A 15788-nucleotide genomic window follows, 5' to 3' on the forward strand; every position below is an offset into this window, starting at 1 on the left:
GCCAATGCTTTGGAGTTGACAGCTTGCGGTTCCTCTGAATTTGTCTGACAATAGATAAAAAACAGAGATTTCGTGTTAACAGCAGCAACCTCGGGAGGAACCGACATGAAGAAACTGCTCGTATTGAGTGCATTTGCGGCGATGCTCGCCTCGGGCACCGCGTTTGCCGACACCAGCGGCAAGAAGATCGCCTTCTCCAACAATTATGCCGGCAATTCGTGGCGCCAGGCGATGCTCGACAGCTATGCGATCGTCACCAAGAAGGCGGTCGAGGACAAGGTGGTCGCGGCAGCGGATGTCTTCACCACCGCCGACAAGGAAGTGCCGACTCAGGCCGCCCAGGTGCAGAACCTGATCCTGCAGGGCTATGACGCCATCGTCATCAACGCTGCCTCGCCCGATGCGCTGAACGGCGCCATCAAGCAGGCCTGCGATGCCGGTATCGTCGTCGTCTCCTTCGACGGCATCGTGACCGAGCCTTGCGCCTACCGCGTCGTTGTCGACTTCAAGGACATGGGCAAGCAGGAAGTCGAGCAGATGGCCAAATTCCAGCCCAAGGGCGGCAATCTGCTGGAAATCCGCGGTCTCGCCGGAACCTCGATCGACGATGCCATCCATGCCGGCATCCTCGAAGGCGTCGCCGCCCATCCCGAGTTCAAGATCGTCGGTTCGGTAACGGGCGACTGGGACCAGACGACGGCGCAGAAGGCGGTGGCGACCATCCTGCCGTCGTTGCCGGATGTCGTCGGCATCGTCGACCAGGGCGGCGACGGCTATGGCGCCGCGCAGGCCTTCGCCGCGGCCGGCAAGCCACGCCCGACCATCATCATGGGCAACCGGCAGGACGAGCTGAAGTGGTGGAAGGAGCAGAAGGAGAAGGACGGCTACAAGACCTGGTCGGCCTCGATCGCGCCCGGCGTGTCGACGCTGGCCTTCTGGGTGGCGCAGCAGGTCCTCGATGGCCGCAAGGACATCCCGCATGACCTCCTGGTGCCCTATCTCGCCTTCACCCAGGACGATTTCGAGGCCGCGCTGCCGAAGATCAAGGAAGGCGGCGTCGCCACGCACGAATACACGCAGGAAGAAGCTATCGCGGCGATCAAGGCCAACATCAAGCAATAGCGGTGGGCACATTGCGGTCCGCATCGCCAACCGGATAAAGTTGAGGATGCTTCAGGCTATTGCGGATATCGTCAGGCTCAACGGCGCCGAAAAGCATTTCGGCGCCGTTCGGGCGCTTAACGGCGTCGACTTCCATGTCGGCGCCGGCGAATGCGTCGGGCTGGTCGGGCATAACGGTGCCGGCAAGTCGACGCTCATGCACATGGTGGCCGGCACGCTGCGGCCGGATGGCGGGCAGATCGCCGTGCGCGGCAATCAGGAAGCGAGCTATTCGGTGGCGCGCGCGCTGGAGCTCGGCATACGCTGCGTCTTCCAGGAGCTGTCGCTCTGCCCCAATCTCAGCGTCGCCGAGAATACCCGCATCAATCACCCCGCGCTCACCGGTTTCGGCTGGCGGCGCCGGGCCGCCGACCTCATCCGCGCCAAGCTGGACGAGATCTTCCCGGACCACGGCATTTCGGCGGACGACATTGCCGGCGACCTCTCGATCGGGCGGCGCCAGATGGTCGAGGTGGCGCGCGCCTTCACGCTGACCCGCGAGCCGCTGCATCTGGTCATCCTCGACGAGCCGACCTCTTCGCTCGACGCGCATACGGCGGGCCAGCTGCTTTCATTCGTGCGCCGCTTCGTGGCGGCCGGAGGCAGCTGCATCCTGATCTCGCATGTGCTGGGCGAGGTGCTGCAGAACGCCGACCGCATCGTGGTGATGCGCGACGGCAAGGTGGTCGCGGCCGATGCCGCGAGCGCGTTCGACCGCGACAGGCTGGTCGCGGCCATGGGCGGCGCCGAGGGACATCACAAAGCCGCCGCCGAGGTCCGCAAGACCGAGCCAGGAGCGCTCAGGGTGCGGGCACGCCCGGCCAGGCAGCAGGACGGCAAGGAGCTTGTCGCGCGCGCAGGCGAGATCATCGGCCTTGCGGGACTTGCCGGCCACGGCCAGACGGATCTTCTGCTGGCGATCTTCTCGGCCGCCTCGCGCGCCAGGACCGGCATCGAGGTCACCGCACCGGTGGCGCTGGTCGCCGGCGACCGCCAGTCGGACGGCATCTTTTCGCAATGGTCGATCGCGCAGAATATCGGCATCCGCTCGCTGGCGCGGCTGCGCAACGGGCTGCTGATCTCGCCGCAGCGCGAGGCCGAGCTTGCCGAATTCTGGAAAAAGAAGATCGGCATCCGAACGCCGGACATGAACAACAACATCTATTCGCTGTCGGGCGGCAACCAGCAGAAGGCGCTGTTTGCCCGCGCGCTCGGCTCCGACGCAGAGATCGTGCTGATGGACGACCCGATGCGCGGCGTCGACATCGGCACCAAGCTGGAAGTCTACGACCTCGTGCGCGAGGAGGCCGCCAAGGGCCGCACCTTCCTCTGGTACACGACCGAGACCGAGGAGCTCGACAATTGCGACCATGTCTACGTTTTCAAGAACGGCCGGATCGTCGCCAATCTTGGGCGTGACGAGCTGACGGAGGAAAAGATCATCCAGTCCTCATTCGGCGATGCGGCCTGAGATGACGGCGATAGCCCCCGGAACCGTTCCGAAAGCCTCGCCGCGCGGCAGCGCCGCCCGGGCGCGCATGCTGCGCGGCCTTTTGCCGGCTTTGTCGCTGGCGCTGGTGCTGATTGCGATTGCCTGGCTCAACCCGCGCGCCATCAGCTATTTCGGCTTCAACCTGATGCTCAACCTGGCGATCCCGATCGCGCTGGCGACGATCGCACAGATGTTCGTCATCGCCGGCAACGAGCTCGACCTGTCGATAGGGACGTTCGTCGGCTTCGTCGGCTGCGTCACCGCGACATGGCTGCGGGACGCGCCGCTCCTCGGCATTCTCGTGCTCATGGGCTCGATCGGCGTCTATGCATTGCTCGGCGCGCTGATCCACCTGCGCAATTTGCCTTCGATCGTGGTGACGCTCGGCATGAGCTTCGTCTGGCAGGGGCTTGCGATACTGATCCTGCCCAAGCCCGGCGGCAGGGCGCCGGACTGGCTGCTGTCGATCCTGTCGTTCAAGCCGCCCTACATTCCGTTCCCGATCCTTGCCGCGCTGCTGATCGCCGCGGTCGTGCATTTCGGCCTGATGCGCACGTCCTACGGCGTCATCCTGCGCGGCTCAGGCGGCAATGCCGCGGCGCTGAGGCGCGCCGGCTGGTCACTGCTCAAAACCAAGATCGTGCTGTTCGCGCTGACCGGCCTGTTCGGCGTTCTGTCCGGCATGGCGTTGATCGGCATCACCACCTCGGCCGACGCCAATATAGGCAATGGCTATACGCTGCTTTCGATCGCCGGCGTCATTCTCGGCGGCGGCGAGTTCGTCGGCGGCAGGGTGTCGCCGATCGGCGCCGTCCTCGGCGCGCTGACGCTGGCCTTGGCCGCCTCGCCGCTCTTGACCTTCATGCACATCCCGCCCGACTGGCAGGTGGCCGCCAACGGAGCGATCCTGATCATCGTGCTGGCAGCGCGGGTGCTGATCAGCCGCAGGGAGCGGTGAGCGATGACCTCGGTGCGGACGATGCTTGAAAAACCCTGGATCTGGTCGTTCGTCGGCGCTCTGGTCGTCTGGCTGGCGACGATTGCCTTCACCGGCGGCTACGGCGCCGGCGGCATGGTCACGGCGGCGCTGTCGCTTGCCGTCTTCACCGTCATCGTCGGCGTCGGCCAGATGTTCGTCATCACGCTGGGGCCGGGCAATGTCGACCTGTCGCTGCCGGCCAATATCGGGCTGGCCAGCGCGGTCGCCATGAAGGTGATGGGCGGCAGCGACGCCATGATCGTCGTCGGGCTGCTGGCGGCACTTGCCTGCGGTGCTGCGATCGGCGCGATCAACTATCTGCTGATCTGGGCGCTGCGCATCCCGCCGATCATCGCGACGCTGTCGGCGAGCTTCATCATCCAGTCGGTCGACATCAGCTACGGCCGCGGCCTGCAGATCAAGCCGCCGCCGGGCTTTGCCGACTTCACCAACTGGCAGGTGCTGGGCATTCCGGTGCTGGCGATGCTGACGGTCGTCTTCACCATCGGCGCCGCGCTGGCGCTGCAGCGCATGATCTACGGCCGCTCGGTGCTGGCGATCGGCCAGAACATCCGCGCCGCATGGCTCGCCGGCGTCCATGTCGGCCGCATCCGCTTCCTCACCTACACGCTGTGCGGCGCGCTGGGCGGCATCGACGGGGCGCTGCTTGCCGGCTATTTCCGCGGCGCCAATGTCGATATCGGCAACGAATACCTGCTCGCCTCGATCGCGGTCGTGGTCATCGGCGGCACCTCGGTCGCCGGCGGCAAGGCCAATGTGCCGGGCGTCTGGGGCGCCGGCCTGTTCCTGGTGCTCCTGCTCACCATGCTCAACACGTTCGGCGTCAGCGCCGGCGTGCGGCTGGTGCTGACCGGGCTGATCATTGTCGGAGTGATCACGGCAGCCGGCGGCGAGAAGGCCGTTCGGTAGCCTTTATTTGGCTGTCTTGGCGCGCGCGATCGCGTCGACGATCATCTTCTTGGCGTATTTGGAATCGTGCCAGCCCTCGATCTTGACCCATTTGCCGGGCTCGAGATCCTTGTAGTGCTCGAAGAAGTGCTGCACCTGCTGGCGCGTGATCTCGGGCAGATGCGTGTATTCGGTGACGTTCTCGTAGCGCAGTGTCAGCTTGGGCGAGGGAACGGCGATCACCTTCTCGTCCTGGCCGGCATTGTCTTCCATGATCAAGACGCCGATCGGCCGTACATTGATGACGCAGCCCGGCACCAGCGCCCGGGTGTTGCAGACCAGAACGTCGATCGGGTCGCCGTCGCCCGACAGCGTGTGCGGCACGAAGCCGTAATTGCCGGGATAGCGCATCGAGGTGTGCAGGAAGCGGTCGACGAACAGGGTGCCGGCCTCCTTGTCCATCTCGTATTTGATCGGCTCGCCGCCGATCGGCACCTCGATGATGACGTTGACGTCCTCAGGCGGGTTCTTTCCGGTGGGCACGGCTTCGATACGCATGGCTAAATCCCTCTCTCGATTGCAAGACCGATAGCGGGCGAAACGTCATGGTGCAATGCGGCGAATGGCACTGAACGCCAATGGAAGCGCACAGTTTGTGATGGCGTGTAACCTAGGCGACGTCAGTCATTCCAGACGAAAGCCACTTTCTTGAGCGCCTTCTGCTCGAAGACCTCGACGCCTTCGGCGATATCGCGGCCGCCATTGCCGGCGTAGAAGGCCAAGGCGTTGTGATTGTCCTCCAGCGCCCAGACCACCAGGCCGCGCAGGCCGTGGTCGGCGAGCCGGGCCTTGGCCGCCTTGAACAGCCGGCTGCCGAGCCCGATGCCCTGATATTCCGGACGAAGATAGAGCTCGTAGATCTCGCCCTGCTGGCGGAGTTCGCGGGCGCGGTTCTTGCCGATCGTGGCATAGCCGGCGACCGTTCCGCCGATCTCGACGACCAGCACGGTGGCGGCGCGGCGAATCGCGTTGGCCCACCAATCGACGCCGCGACGGTTGATCATCGAGGTCAGCGTGCGATGCGGGATGATGCCCGAATAGGCGCCGCGCCAGGCCTGCTGGTGCACCTCGGCGATGGCGCTCGCGTCGCGCGGTTCTGCCTTCCGGATGTCGATCGTCAGCGTGTTCATGGTTGGTTAACCATAAACCCGCCTCGGGCAATTGCAAAGAGTCCGCCAACACGCCTCCTCGCTTTCGCACAGGCGAAAGGTGGGTGCGCCGACGAGGCGTCAAGAGCCGGATGATTCAGGTCGAATCGACCTGAAATCTGAATCCGTCTCTAAATCCAAGAGATAGAGCATGATGTCGCCCGAAAACCGCTTCACACTTTTCGGCATCATGCTCTAGTCAGATTTCGACGAGATGATCATCGAGCTCGTTGGTGTCGCCTTCGGTGACCGGGAAATGCTCGGCGAGCACCGCGCCGACCGTGCCGATAGCCTTGACGAAGCCGTCGGCCAGCCGGTCGTCACCGGCATGTCTGGTCAGATCGCCCACCACGCCGTCCCAGACATGCTGGCCGACCTTGGCGTCGATACCGGAATCGGCGACGACCTCGGCATAGCGCTCGGCAACGGAGACGAAGATGAGCACGCCGGTGCGCGCGCTCGTGCGGTGGACGTTGCGGGCCAGGAACTGCTTCATCGCATTGGCGTGCGCCGCCTGATAGCGCAGCCTTCTCGGCACGAAATGAATGCGCAAGGTGGGCAGGAACCAGAGCAAAACGAGCGCCGAGGTCAGCGCCAGCGCTTGCGCCAGCACGAAATGCGGCAGCCGTATGGACAGCCACCATGCCTCCAGCCCATAGGCGACGGCAAGGCTGGCGACGAACACGCCGATCGTCGTCGTGAACGCGGCCGGAAAGAAGTAGCCGTCGCTGGCCCGAGCGACGACGCAGTAGATCTCGCCGTCGGTCTTCAACTCGGCGGCGCGGATCGCCTCGGCGATGCGGTCATGGTCCTCGGCGGTGATCGGTCGCGTTGCCATGATGCCTCACCAGCTTCCCGAAGAGCCGCCGCCGCCGGACGAGCCGCCGCCGCCGGAAAACCCGCCACCGCCGCCGCCCGAGGACCAGCCACCGCCGCCCGACGACCAGCCTCCGCCCCCGGACGACCAGCCGCCCGAGGAAGAGCGCCGGTTCTGATCGAAAGTCATCCCCAGCCAGCGATAGCGGCCCGGTCCGATCTTCTGGCCGAAGATCGGCGGCAGCACCGTCATCGCGATGCCGCCAAAGAAGATCAGCGCCCAGATGGTGATGAAGATGGCGAAGAACAGGTCGTCTGAATTGAACGGCGCCTGCTCGTTGCGCTTGCCGCGCGCCTCGAGTTCCTCGGGATTGCCCTCCAGCACCATGATCATGTCGTCGACGGCCTTGGTGATGCCGCCGGAGAAATCTCCGGCGCGGAAGGCCGGCACCATGTCGTTCTCGATGATCAGCTTGGTGTGCAGGTCGGTCAGCGTGCCTTCCAGCCCGTAGCCGACCTCGATGCGCATCTTGCGGTCGTTAGGCGCGACCAAGAGCAGCACGCCGTTGTTTTCCTTGGCCTGGCCGAGTTTCCAGAAACGGAACAGCCGGTTGGCGTAAGGCTCGATCTCCTCGCCGCCGAGGCTGGGTATGGTGGCGACGACGATCTGGTCGGAGCCTTTTGTCTCGAAGTCGGCGAGTTTTTGCGTGAGGGACGCGCGCGTGCCGGCATCGATGATGCCGGCATTGTCGACGACGCGGCCGGTGAGAGCCGGCAGGTCGGCGGCGAGAGCGGCGAGGGGGAGGAGGAGGAAGAAGATGCTGGCAAGAAACCCGACGAGGGAGAGGTAAGCGCGAGGCACCCCCCTCTGGCCTGCCGGCCATCTCCCCCGCAAGGGGGGAGATTGGATGTCACCGCGGCCTTCGCCAATCGCTTGCGTCGCAGAAGATGCGCCGTCGGCGAAACTGCCGATCTCCCCCCTTGCGGGGGAGATGTCCGGCAGGACAGAGGGGGGCGCGAAGGAACGCAAAGCTGACAGGCTCGATTAAATCGCCGGCTCACCCGCCCTGCTTGGTGCTCGTGCCGAAATCGACCTTCGGCACCTGCATCTTGTCTTCCTCGACGGTGAAGTTCGCGAACGGCTCGTTGCCGCGGAACCAGAAGGTCGCCCAAAGCACGGACGGGAAGGTCCTCAGCGTCAGATTATAGTCCCTGACCGCCTGGATGTAATCGCGCCGCGCCACGGCGATGCGGTTCTCGGTGCCTTCGAGCTGCGCCTGCAGCGCGAGAAAATTCTGGTTCGCCTTGAGGTCGGGATAGGCTTCCGACACCGCGATCAGCCGCGACAGTGCGCTGGTCAGCCCGGCCTGGGCATCCTGGAACTTCTTCAGCGCCTCGGGATCCTTCAGCGTGTCGGGCGTCACCGTGATCTGCGTTGCCTTGGCGCGCGCCTGGACGACCGCGTCGAGCGTATCCTTTTCATGCGAGGCATAGCCCTTCACCGTCTCGACCAGATTCGGGATCAGGTCGGAACGACGCTGATACTGGTTGAGCACCTCGCTCCAGGCCGCATGGGCGTTCTCTTCCGCCGTCGGGATGGTGTTGTAGCCGCAGCCGGCAAGCAGCGGCAGCACGAAAGCCATCATCAGGAAGGCGGCAAGGCTGCGGAAGGGGGAGGCTAGTGAGAGGCGCTCGGCAATCATGATTGGTCCCTCGACAGAAGTTGCGCGCGAAGCATTACCACAATCCACGCGTAAGAAAATGTCCGGCCGATGACGCCTGCTCCGGCTCGGGCGAGAGCCACTGTGAATAGTCGAGCGAACAGGATTTCATCTTCTTGTCTGACGCAATTCCGGCCGGAAGGCTGCGGCGAAGTAAGCCGAGCCTAAACGCTTCGCACTTTTCCTGGAATTGCTCTAAGGTCCGGGCAGGAAAGGGCAATTGCCATGGCCGAGCGCCAGGATGACGAGACCGAATCGCGCCGCATCCTCGAACGCGTGGCGCGCGAGACAGCGCCGGGCGGCGCGTCGTTCATCGTCCGCACGGCGAAGGACGCGCGTGACCGCGTGACCGCCGCCGACACCGACCGCACCGATCCCATCGAATATTGGGGAACCCGCATTGGCCGAACGCTCGGCTTCCTCATTGCCATTGGGCTATTGGCCTGGCTGGTGTATGCCGCAACGCGTGGCGGCTAGGAACAGATTTCCATGAGTGCAGAAAAAATCGACGCGCCGCGCGCGGTCATCGTCATCTCCAGCCATGTCGCCCGCGGCTCGGTCGGCAACCGCGCCGCCGTCTTCGCGCTGGAGACGCTGGGCTTCCCGGTCTGGGCGGTGCCGACCGTCATCCTGCCCTGGCATCCGGGCCACAGCCGGGCCACGCGCATCGTTCCGCCGCTCGATCAGTTCAAGGCGCTGATGGCCGATCTCGAGCGCGCGCCCTGGTTGGGCGAGGTGCGGGCCGTGCTGTCGGGCTATCTCGGCGAGGCCGGCCAGGCCGACGCAGTCGCCTCGCTGGTCGCCGCCGTCAAGGAAAAGACGCCGAACGCGCTTTACATCTGCGATCCGGTGATGGGCGATTCGGGCGGGCTCTATGTGCCCGAGCCGACGGCGGCCGCCATGCGCGACAAATTGATGCCGATCGCGGATATCGCCACGCCCAACCGCTATGAGCTGGAATGGATGGCGGGCGCGCCGCTGCCCGACATCAAGGCGGTGACGGCGGCGGCGCTTCACGCCGGCCCTTCGACCATGCTGGTGACCTCGGCGCCCGCGATGATGGCGGGCGGCACCGGCAATTTTCTGCTCGACGGCAGCCAGGCGCTGCTTGCCGAGCACCGCGTGATCGAGAAGCCGCCAAACGGGCTGGGCGACCTGACTGCGGCCGTCTATCTGGCGCGCGTTCTCTCCGGTCAGCCGCCGGTCAAGGCGCTGCAATCGACCACCGCCGCCGTCTACGAGATTCTGGCTCGCACGGCGAAACGCGGTGGCGACGAGCTGCAGCTCGAAACCGACGCGCAGAGCCTGTCGCACCCCATGGCCATGGTGCAGTTGCGCCATCTCCTGCATCCGGGGCGGGACAAGCGGGCGTGAAGCTCGCAGGCGTCGACGGCTGCAAGGCCGGCTGGATCGTCGTCCACTGCGAAGCGGACGCCGCGCCGTCGGTCTCGGTCTTCCCGAGCTTCCAAGCGCTGCTCGACGCGCTGCCGGATGCCACGATCGCCGTCGACATGCCGATCGGCCTGCCGGATTTTTCGCGCAAGGGAGGCCGCGGGCCGGAAGCGCTGGTGCGGCCGCTGCTCGGGGCGCGGCAATCCAGCGTGTTCGCCATCCCTTCGCGGGCGGCACTCTATGCCGATACCAGCGACTTCACCACGATCGAGACCTGGTATGCAGCGCATCGAAGGGCAAGCGCGGTGGCGATGGAGACCTCCGACCCGCCGCGCGGCGTTTCCATCCAGGCTTTCGGTATCTTTTCGAAGATCCGCGAGATCGATCAGCTGTTGATCTCGCGGCCCGATTTGCGTGGCCGCATCTTCGAATCGCATCCGGAAGTGGCGTTCTGCCGGCTGAACGGCGGCACGGCGATGGCCTTGCCGAAGAAGATCAAGGGAGCGGTCAACCCGGCCGGCATGGAGGAGCGCAAGGCACTGCTTTGCCGGCACGGCTACGAAAAAGCCTTTCTCGACCAGGCGCCGCCACGCGGCGCGGCGAGCGATGACTTCCTAGACGCGGCGGCGATGATGCTGATTGCCGGGCGTATCGCCGGCGGCGAGGCGCGGCCTTCGCCTGATCCGCCTTTGACCGATCGTTTCGGGATTTCCGTTGCCATCTGGGTGTGATGAAGCCATGAATGCCGCATCGCGATTGCGACGGGCTCATCCGCAATTCGGCATTGCTCGCGACCGACTTTTGCCGCTAGAGGCTTTCCCAGACTTCAGGCAGACATCGCTCGAACACCGACATTCGTGCCGCATCCAACCCGGAAAGGGCCCAGACGCCGCCCATGCCTCACCTCCCTGAGCACCTCCTCGCCGGCTATCGCAACTTCATGGCCGGCCGCTATCCCTCGGAAAGCGACCGCTATCGCTCTCTGGCGCGCGAAGGCCAGGCGCCGGAAACGATGATCGTCGCCTGCTGCGATTCCCGCTCAGCCCCGGAGGCGATCTTCGACGCCGGGCCGGGCGAGCTCTTCGTGCTGCGCAATGTCGCCAATCTGGTGCCGCCCTATGAGCCGGACGGCGAATATCACTCGACATCGGCCGCGCTCGAATTCGCCGTGCAGAGCCTGAAGGTGAGGAACATCGTGGTGATGGGCCACGGCCGCTGCGGCGGCATCCGTGCCGCGCTCGACACCAATTCCTCGCCCCTGTCGCCCGGCGACTTCATCGGCAAATGGATGAGCCTGATCGCGCCGGCCGCCGAGACCGTGGCCTCCAGTACGATGATGACGGCGACCGAGCGTCAGACGGCGCTGGAGCGTATTTCCATCCGCTATTCGATCGCCAATCTCAGGACTTTTCCCTGCGTCTCGATCCTCGAAGGCAAGGGCAAGCTCTCGCTCTACGGCGCATGGTTCGACATCTCGACCGGGGAGCTGTGGGTGATGAACAAGGAAACCGGCGATTTCGAGCGGCCGGAGCTGTAAGGGAGGGACGATGCACCGGACCTGGCGGAGGTTCCTTCTCGCGGCGACGCTGCTCATGTCCACGGTCGCCCGCGCCAGCGCCGATGACGGCGCCATCACCGATCGCTGGTATTCGGCGCTGCTGGCCGCCGACAGGACCGAATTGTCCGAATTGCTTGCCGACGACGTGCGCATGAAGCTGGACGACATCGGCGTCGTGCAGACCAAGCAGGATTTCATCGCCTCGATCGACGAATGGCAGGGCGCGGTGGCGGGCGCCGCGATCCGTCATCGCATCGAAAAGAGCGAGAATGGCGAGACCACGGTGCTCGCCTGCTACGACTTCCCCAGCAATGACACGCTGATGCGTGAGACTTTTACCATCGCTGGCGGGCGGATCGTCGTCAGCACCCAAACGGCGGTGGCGCAGGACTGCAGCGCCTACTAGTGTTTGCGTTGGTAGGCGGCATTCTTGGAGATTGGCTGACGCGCTTGTCAGGTCGTCATTCTAGGGCGGAGCAAGGAGCGAAGCGACGCGCGCAGACCCTAGAATCCATTCCGTGACTTCCGAGCGTTGCCACGGTGCAGAATTCTGCTCCGCTGTGTTCCTCGGCCAAGGTCACGGAATGGATCCTCGGGTCTGCGCTCCGCTTCGCGTCGCTCCGCCCGTGGATGACGAGGTTCGGTTTGCGATGGACCAGCGCATTTCACCGTTCCACGGAAAACGGCGAACCGCCTTTCCCTTGAATGCTCGTAGGGCGAATCGTGGAGCGACCCTTGTTGCACGCTGCGCGGCATCGCTCTACATCCGGGGCAGCCCGCCTCCAAATCAGCTCACCGGAATGCTCATGTCATCTTCCAAAACCGTCGACCTCGCCGCTCATCCGCTGACCGTCTGGCAAGGGCCGCTAGGCCTGCCGGATTTCTCGCGCATCGGCGACAATGATTTCGGGCCGGTCTTCGACGCGGCGCTGGCGGCGCATCAGGCCGAGATCGACGCGATCGCCGGCAACAGCGAGATGCCGACCGTCGAGAACACGCTTGCCGCGCTCGAGCTTGCCGGCGAGGCGCTCGACCGTGTCTCGTCGATCTTCTGGTGCCGTGCCGGCGCTCATACCAACGACACGATCCAGGCGATGGAGCGCGAGGTTTCGCCAAAGATGTCGCGGCATTTCTCGGCGATCTCGATGAACGAAAAACTATTTGCCCGCATCAACGATCTCTACCAACGGCGCGACAGCCTCAAGCTTGATGCCGAGACGCTGCGTGTCCTGGAAAAGACCTGGAAGGGCTTTGTCCGCTCGGGCGCCAAGCTCGATGCCGACGGCAAGAAGCGGCTCGCGGCAATCAACGAGGAACTCTCCTCGCTCGACACCAAATTCGGCCAGAACGTGCTCGCCGACGAGCGCGACTGGGCGCTGTTCCTCGACGAGGCCGACCTTGCCGGCCTGCCGGACTTTTTGAAGAGCGCGATGGCGGAAGCGGCCGAGATGCGCGGCCAGAAGGGCCGCTATGCGGTGACGCTGTCGCGCTCGATCTACGAGCCGTTCTCGACCTTCTCGGAGCGCCGCGACCTGCGTGAGATCGCGTTCAAAGCCTTCATCATGCGCGGCCAGAATGGCGGCGCCTCCGACAACACCGATGTGGTGCGCGACATGCTGAAGCTGCGCGCCGAGAAAGCGAAGCTGCTGGGCTACGATTCTTTCGCGGCGCTGAAGCTCGACGACACGATGGCGAAGACGCCGAGGGCCGTGCACGAGCTGCTCGATCCGGTGTGGGAGAAAGCGCTGGAAAAAGCGGCCGCCGACCAGAAGGAGCTGGAGCGGCTGGCGGCGGAAGCCGGCAGCAACGAGAAATTCGCGGCCTGGGACTGGCGCTTCTACCAGGAGAAGCTGCGTGCCGAGAAATTCGCCTTTGATGAGGCGGAGCTGAAGCCTTACCTGCAGCTCGAACGTGTCATCGAAGCCTGCTTCGATGTCGCGACACGCCTGTTCAGCATTACCTTCGAAGAGAAGAAGGGCATAACAGCCTGGCATCCCGATGCGCGTGTTTTCGTGGTGAAGAATGCCGACGGCAGCGAACGCGGCCTGTTCCTCGCCGATTATTTCGCGCGGCCCTCAAAACGCTCCGGCGCCTGGATGAGCGCGCTGCGGTCGGGCTATAAGCTTGGCCCGGGCGCCAAGCCGGTGATCTACAACATCATGAATTTCGCCAAGCCGCCGGCCGGCGAGGCGGCGCTTCTGTCGGTCGACGAGGCGAAGACGTTGTTCCACGAGTTCGGCCATGCGCTGCACGGCATGCTGACCGACGTCACTTGGCCGTCGGTCTCGGGCACGTCGGTCAGCCGCGACTTCGTCGAACTGCCCTCGCAGCTCTATGAGCACTGGCTGACCGTGCCGGCGGTGCTGGAAAAGCATGCGCTGCACGTCAAGACCGGCAAGCCGATGCCGAAGGGCCTGCTCGACAAGATGCTCGCTGCCCGCACCTTCGGCGCCGGTTTCGCCACGGTTGAGTTCACCGCTTCCGCGCTGATCGACATGGCCTATCATGCGCGACCTGACGCGCCCGCCGAGCCGCTTCGATACGAGGCTGAAACGCTGGAAAAGCTGCATATGCCCGACACGATCGCGATGCGCCACCGCACCCCGCATTTCGGCCATGTCTTCGCCGGCGACGGATATTCAGCCGGCTATTATTCCTATATGTGGTCGGAAGTGCTCGACGCCGACGCCTTCTCGGCTTTCGAGGAGACGGGCGATGCCTTCAATCCGGAACTCGCCGAGCGGCTGCGGAAGAACATCTATGCCGCGGGTGGGTCGAAGGATCCGGAGGAGCTTTATACGACCTTCCGCGGGAAGATGCCGTCGCCTGAGGCGATGATGGTGAAGCGGGGATTGGTGTGACGCATCTTTCCCTTCTCCCCCTGTGGGAGAAGGTGGATCGGCGCGCAGCGCCTAGACGGATGAGGGGTGCTCCAGGGAACGCCGGCGCCTCACTCCGCTGGAACACCCCTCATCCGGCCGCTTCGCGGCCACCTTCTCCCACAAGGGGAGAAGGGGAAGCGCGCCACGGATCCGCCACTCTCGGCCAGATCGGCCGCGTCAGTTTCTTGTAATCCGTCACCGCCGGATTGCTCGGATAAGAACTCGGCGCAGCCACATAGATGATCTCGGCAGCGATCGGCGCGAAGCCGGCGTAGAAATGGTTCGTCGACTTGATCAGGAGGACATCCTTCGACAGCGGATCGATGCCGATGTTGGAAAAGATATCGGGCTCGAAGGTTTGGGTGCGGTTGGTGTTCAAGATGACGTCGACCTCGGTACCTTCGATGCGAACCACCGCCGACGGCCCCAGCGTCACCCGGCTTGGTCCGAAACTCTGCCAACCTTCGTTGGTTGTCTTCAACACCCTGACGCGCGCGTCGATCGGCTCGCCGGCCTGAGGGCCGGCCTTGCCGCCGAAGCGCAGGTCGATGACCGCGCCTTCGCCGGCCGCATGGCAAAAGGTCACGGCGATCGGGTCCCAGATCGTCGCTACGCCGACCTTGCCCACGCCGCGCGAAAGCAGCTCGCGCAGCACAATGGTACCGTCGCCCGGCACGCCGCCGCCGGGATTGTCCCAGATATCGGCGATCACGACCGGCTTGTCCTTGCGCTCCGCGCGCACGTTCAGCGCCCGATCGATGCCGGCCGAGGCGGAAAGCATGGTCATCGCCGTCTGTTCGCGTAGCGCATAGAGCTCGCGGCCCAACGTCTCGGCGAGCTTGTCGCCTTTGGCCTTGTTGTCGTCGGTGATGACCAGGATGCGCGTGCCCATCTCCGGCACGTCGGCGGCCATGAAGCCGTGGATGATCGAGACCGACAGCACGCCGTCCTTGCCATGCAGCCCCTTGATCCTGTCGACGAATGAACGCATCGGCTCGCGGCTGGTCGGCAGCACCTGGATCATGCGGCAGTCGAAGGTCGAAATCACCGGCTTGATCTCGCCGCGCGCCGCGGCAAGGCCGAGCTCGACCACATGCTCGCCGCGTTCGTAGAAATCGGTGTGCGGGAATTCGAGGAAATAGGCCATGATATCGCAGGCCGCCACGCGCTTCGGCGTCAAATGGCTGTGCGGATCGAACTCCGAGGCAATCACCACTTTCGGCCCGACGATGGCGCGCACGCGCTCCAAGAGATCGCCTTCGCAATCGTCATAGCCTTGCGCCACCATGGCGCCATGCAATCCCAGGATCACCGCATCGACCGGCAAGGCGGCCTTGAGCTGATTGAGGATCTCGTCGCGCAGCGCTTCATAGGTCTGCCGTTGCACCAAGCCGCCGGGCTCCGCCCAGGTGGCAGTGCCTTCGATGACGGTCAGCCCTTCCTTCGCGGCGCGCTTGCGCAGCGCCACGATCGGCGAGGAGCAGAGCGTCGGCGTCTCCGGATGTTTTCCGGGGCCGGCATAGAAGGCCATCTCGAAGGAAGCCCGGTCGGTCGGCACCGGCGAGAAGGTGTTGGTTTCCGTCGCCAGCGAGGCGGTGAAGATGCGCATGAACGCTCCGTGATGACCTTTTGTTTTTCGCAATTCCGGAGGGAAAACCGCTGCGCACTTT

The 15788-nt window shown here is 64.6% G+C and carries 16 protein-coding genes; 10 read left to right on the top strand and 6 right to left on the bottom strand.

The window, feature by feature from the left end:
- Positions 1-105 precede the first annotated feature (105 nt).
- From LB529_RS21045 to LB529_RS21060, 4 genes are read left to right on the top strand one after another with little or no spacing between them, the layout of a single operon-like run.
- Positions 106-1122: an ABC transporter substrate-binding protein gene (locus tag LB529_RS21045; protein WP_224712212.1), complete on the top strand. Its 1017-nt coding sequence runs from the start codon at positions 106-108 to the stop codon at positions 1120-1122.
- Between the two features lie 46 nt (positions 1123-1168).
- The gene (locus LB529_RS21050; RefSeq protein WP_224712213.1) at positions 1169-2632 is read left to right on the top strand and encodes a sugar ABC transporter ATP-binding protein; all 1464 of its coding nucleotides are present in this window, start codon (positions 1169-1171) and stop codon (positions 2630-2632) included.
- Between the two features lies 1 nt (position 2633).
- Entirely contained in the window at positions 2634-3611 is a 978-nt protein-coding gene (locus LB529_RS21055) for an ABC transporter permease (protein ID WP_224712214.1), read from the top strand.
- Between the two features lie 3 nt (positions 3612-3614).
- Positions 3615-4562, top strand: coding sequence for an ABC transporter permease (locus LB529_RS21060; RefSeq protein ID WP_224712215.1), 948 nt, complete (start codon positions 3615-3617; stop codon positions 4560-4562).
- Between the two features lie 3 nt (positions 4563-4565).
- On the opposite strand, the gene ppa is transcribed toward LB529_RS21060, so the two are convergent.
- The 5 genes from ppa to LB529_RS21085 form a co-directional block, all read right to left on the bottom strand.
- The gene (ppa, locus tag LB529_RS21065; RefSeq protein WP_095769600.1) at positions 4566-5099 is read right to left on the bottom strand and encodes an inorganic diphosphatase; all 534 of its coding nucleotides are present in this window, start codon (positions 5097-5099) and stop codon (positions 4566-4568) included.
- 122 nt (positions 5100-5221) lie between these two features.
- The gene (locus LB529_RS21070; protein WP_040991512.1) at positions 5222-5731 is read right to left on the bottom strand and encodes a GNAT family N-acetyltransferase; all 510 of its coding nucleotides are present in this window, start codon (positions 5729-5731) and stop codon (positions 5222-5224) included.
- A gap of 217 nt (positions 5732-5948) precedes the next feature.
- Positions 5949-6587, bottom strand: a complete 639-nt coding sequence (locus LB529_RS21075) for a TPM domain-containing protein (RefSeq protein WP_224712216.1) — start codon at positions 6585-6587, stop codon at positions 5949-5951.
- Between the two features lie 6 nt (positions 6588-6593).
- A complete protein-coding gene (locus LB529_RS21080) occupies positions 6594-7427 on the bottom strand; it encodes a TPM domain-containing protein (protein ID WP_411962563.1) in 834 nt (277 codons plus the stop codon).
- A gap of 196 nt (positions 7428-7623) precedes the next feature.
- The gene (locus LB529_RS21085) at positions 7624-8268 is read right to left on the bottom strand and encodes a LemA family protein (RefSeq protein WP_224712217.1); all 645 of its coding nucleotides are present in this window, start codon (positions 8266-8268) and stop codon (positions 7624-7626) included.
- Positions 8269-8511: 243 nt separating this feature from the next.
- On the opposite strand from LB529_RS21085, the gene LB529_RS21090 reads away from it, so the two are divergent.
- The 6 genes from LB529_RS21090 to LB529_RS21115 all read left to right on the top strand — a co-directional run bounded on the left by LB529_RS21090 (position 8512) and on the right by LB529_RS21115 (position 14097).
- Positions 8512-8763, top strand: coding sequence for a hypothetical protein (locus LB529_RS21090; protein WP_224712218.1), 252 nt, complete (start codon positions 8512-8514; stop codon positions 8761-8763).
- A gap of 12 nt (positions 8764-8775) precedes the next feature.
- Entirely contained in the window at positions 8776-9660 is an 885-nt protein-coding gene (gene pdxY, locus LB529_RS21095) for a pyridoxal kinase PdxY (protein WP_224601967.1), read from the top strand.
- Positions 9657-10409 (top strand): DUF429 domain-containing protein, encoded by a 753-nt coding sequence (locus tag LB529_RS21100; protein ID WP_224712219.1) that lies wholly within the window; start codon positions 9657-9659, stop codon positions 10407-10409. Before pdxY ends, LB529_RS21100 begins: the two co-directional genes overlap by 4 nt.
- A gap of 164 nt (positions 10410-10573) precedes the next feature.
- A complete protein-coding gene (locus LB529_RS21105; protein WP_224712220.1) occupies positions 10574-11215 on the top strand; it encodes a carbonic anhydrase in 642 nt (213 codons plus the stop codon).
- 55 nt (positions 11216-11270) lie between these two features.
- Positions 11271-11642 carry a nuclear transport factor 2 family protein gene (locus LB529_RS21110; protein WP_224712221.1) on the top strand — a complete coding sequence of 124 codons (372 nt, stop codon included), beginning with the start codon at positions 11271-11273 and terminating at the stop codon, positions 11640-11642.
- A 400-nt stretch (positions 11643-12042) separates the two neighbouring features.
- A complete protein-coding gene (locus LB529_RS21115; protein WP_224712222.1) occupies positions 12043-14097 on the top strand; it encodes a M3 family metallopeptidase in 2055 nt (684 codons plus the stop codon).
- 109 nt (positions 14098-14206) lie between these two features.
- On the opposite strand, the gene LB529_RS21120 is transcribed toward LB529_RS21115, so the two are convergent.
- Positions 14207-15727 (bottom strand): M81 family metallopeptidase, encoded by a 1521-nt coding sequence (locus LB529_RS21120; RefSeq protein ID WP_224712223.1) that lies wholly within the window; start codon positions 15725-15727, stop codon positions 14207-14209.
- Between the last annotated feature and the right edge of the window lie 61 nt (positions 15728-15788).

This window comes from Mesorhizobium sp. CA5 (assembly GCF_020165105.1).
GTDB lineage: Bacteria > Pseudomonadota > Alphaproteobacteria > Rhizobiales > Rhizobiaceae > Mesorhizobium.

What these genes read in the sequence shown, in the direction of transcription:
- LB529_RS21120 (WP_224712223.1), bottom strand. Translation starts at nt 15,727, where the DNA reads ATGCGCATCTTCACCGCCTCGCTGGCGACGGAAACCAACACCTTCTCG.
- LB529_RS21050 (WP_224712213.1), top strand. Translation starts at nt 1,169, where the DNA reads ATGCTTCAGGCTATTGCGGATATCGTCAGGCTCAACGGCGCCGAAAAG.
- LB529_RS21105 (WP_224712220.1), top strand. Translation starts at nt 10,574, where the DNA reads ATGCCTCACCTCCCTGAGCACCTCCTCGCCGGCTATCGCAACTTCATG.
- LB529_RS21055 (WP_224712214.1), top strand. Translation starts at nt 2,634, where the DNA reads ATGACGGCGATAGCCCCCGGAACCGTTCCGAAAGCCTCGCCGCGCGGC.
- pdxY (WP_224601967.1), top strand. Translation starts at nt 8,776, where the DNA reads ATGAGTGCAGAAAAAATCGACGCGCCGCGCGCGGTCATCGTCATCTCC.
- ppa (WP_095769600.1), bottom strand. Translation starts at nt 5,099, where the DNA reads ATGCGTATCGAAGCCGTGCCCACCGGAAAGAACCCGCCTGAGGACGTC.
- LB529_RS21060 (WP_224712215.1), top strand. Translation starts at nt 3,615, where the DNA reads ATGACCTCGGTGCGGACGATGCTTGAAAAACCCTGGATCTGGTCGTTC.
- LB529_RS21115 (WP_224712222.1), top strand. Translation starts at nt 12,043, where the DNA reads ATGTCATCTTCCAAAACCGTCGACCTCGCCGCTCATCCGCTGACCGTC.
- LB529_RS21075 (WP_224712216.1), bottom strand. Translation starts at nt 6,587, where the DNA reads ATGGCAACGCGACCGATCACCGCCGAGGACCATGACCGCATCGCCGAG.
- LB529_RS21070 (WP_040991512.1), bottom strand. Translation starts at nt 5,731, where the DNA reads ATGAACACGCTGACGATCGACATCCGGAAGGCAGAACCGCGCGACGCG.
- LB529_RS21045 (WP_224712212.1), top strand. Translation starts at nt 106, where the DNA reads ATGAAGAAACTGCTCGTATTGAGTGCATTTGCGGCGATGCTCGCCTCG.
- LB529_RS21110 (WP_224712221.1), top strand. Translation starts at nt 11,271, where the DNA reads ATGTCCACGGTCGCCCGCGCCAGCGCCGATGACGGCGCCATCACCGAT.
- LB529_RS21085 (WP_224712217.1), bottom strand. Translation starts at nt 8,268, where the DNA reads ATGATTGCCGAGCGCCTCTCACTAGCCTCCCCCTTCCGCAGCCTTGCC.
- LB529_RS21090 (WP_224712218.1), top strand. Translation starts at nt 8,512, where the DNA reads ATGGCCGAGCGCCAGGATGACGAGACCGAATCGCGCCGCATCCTCGAA.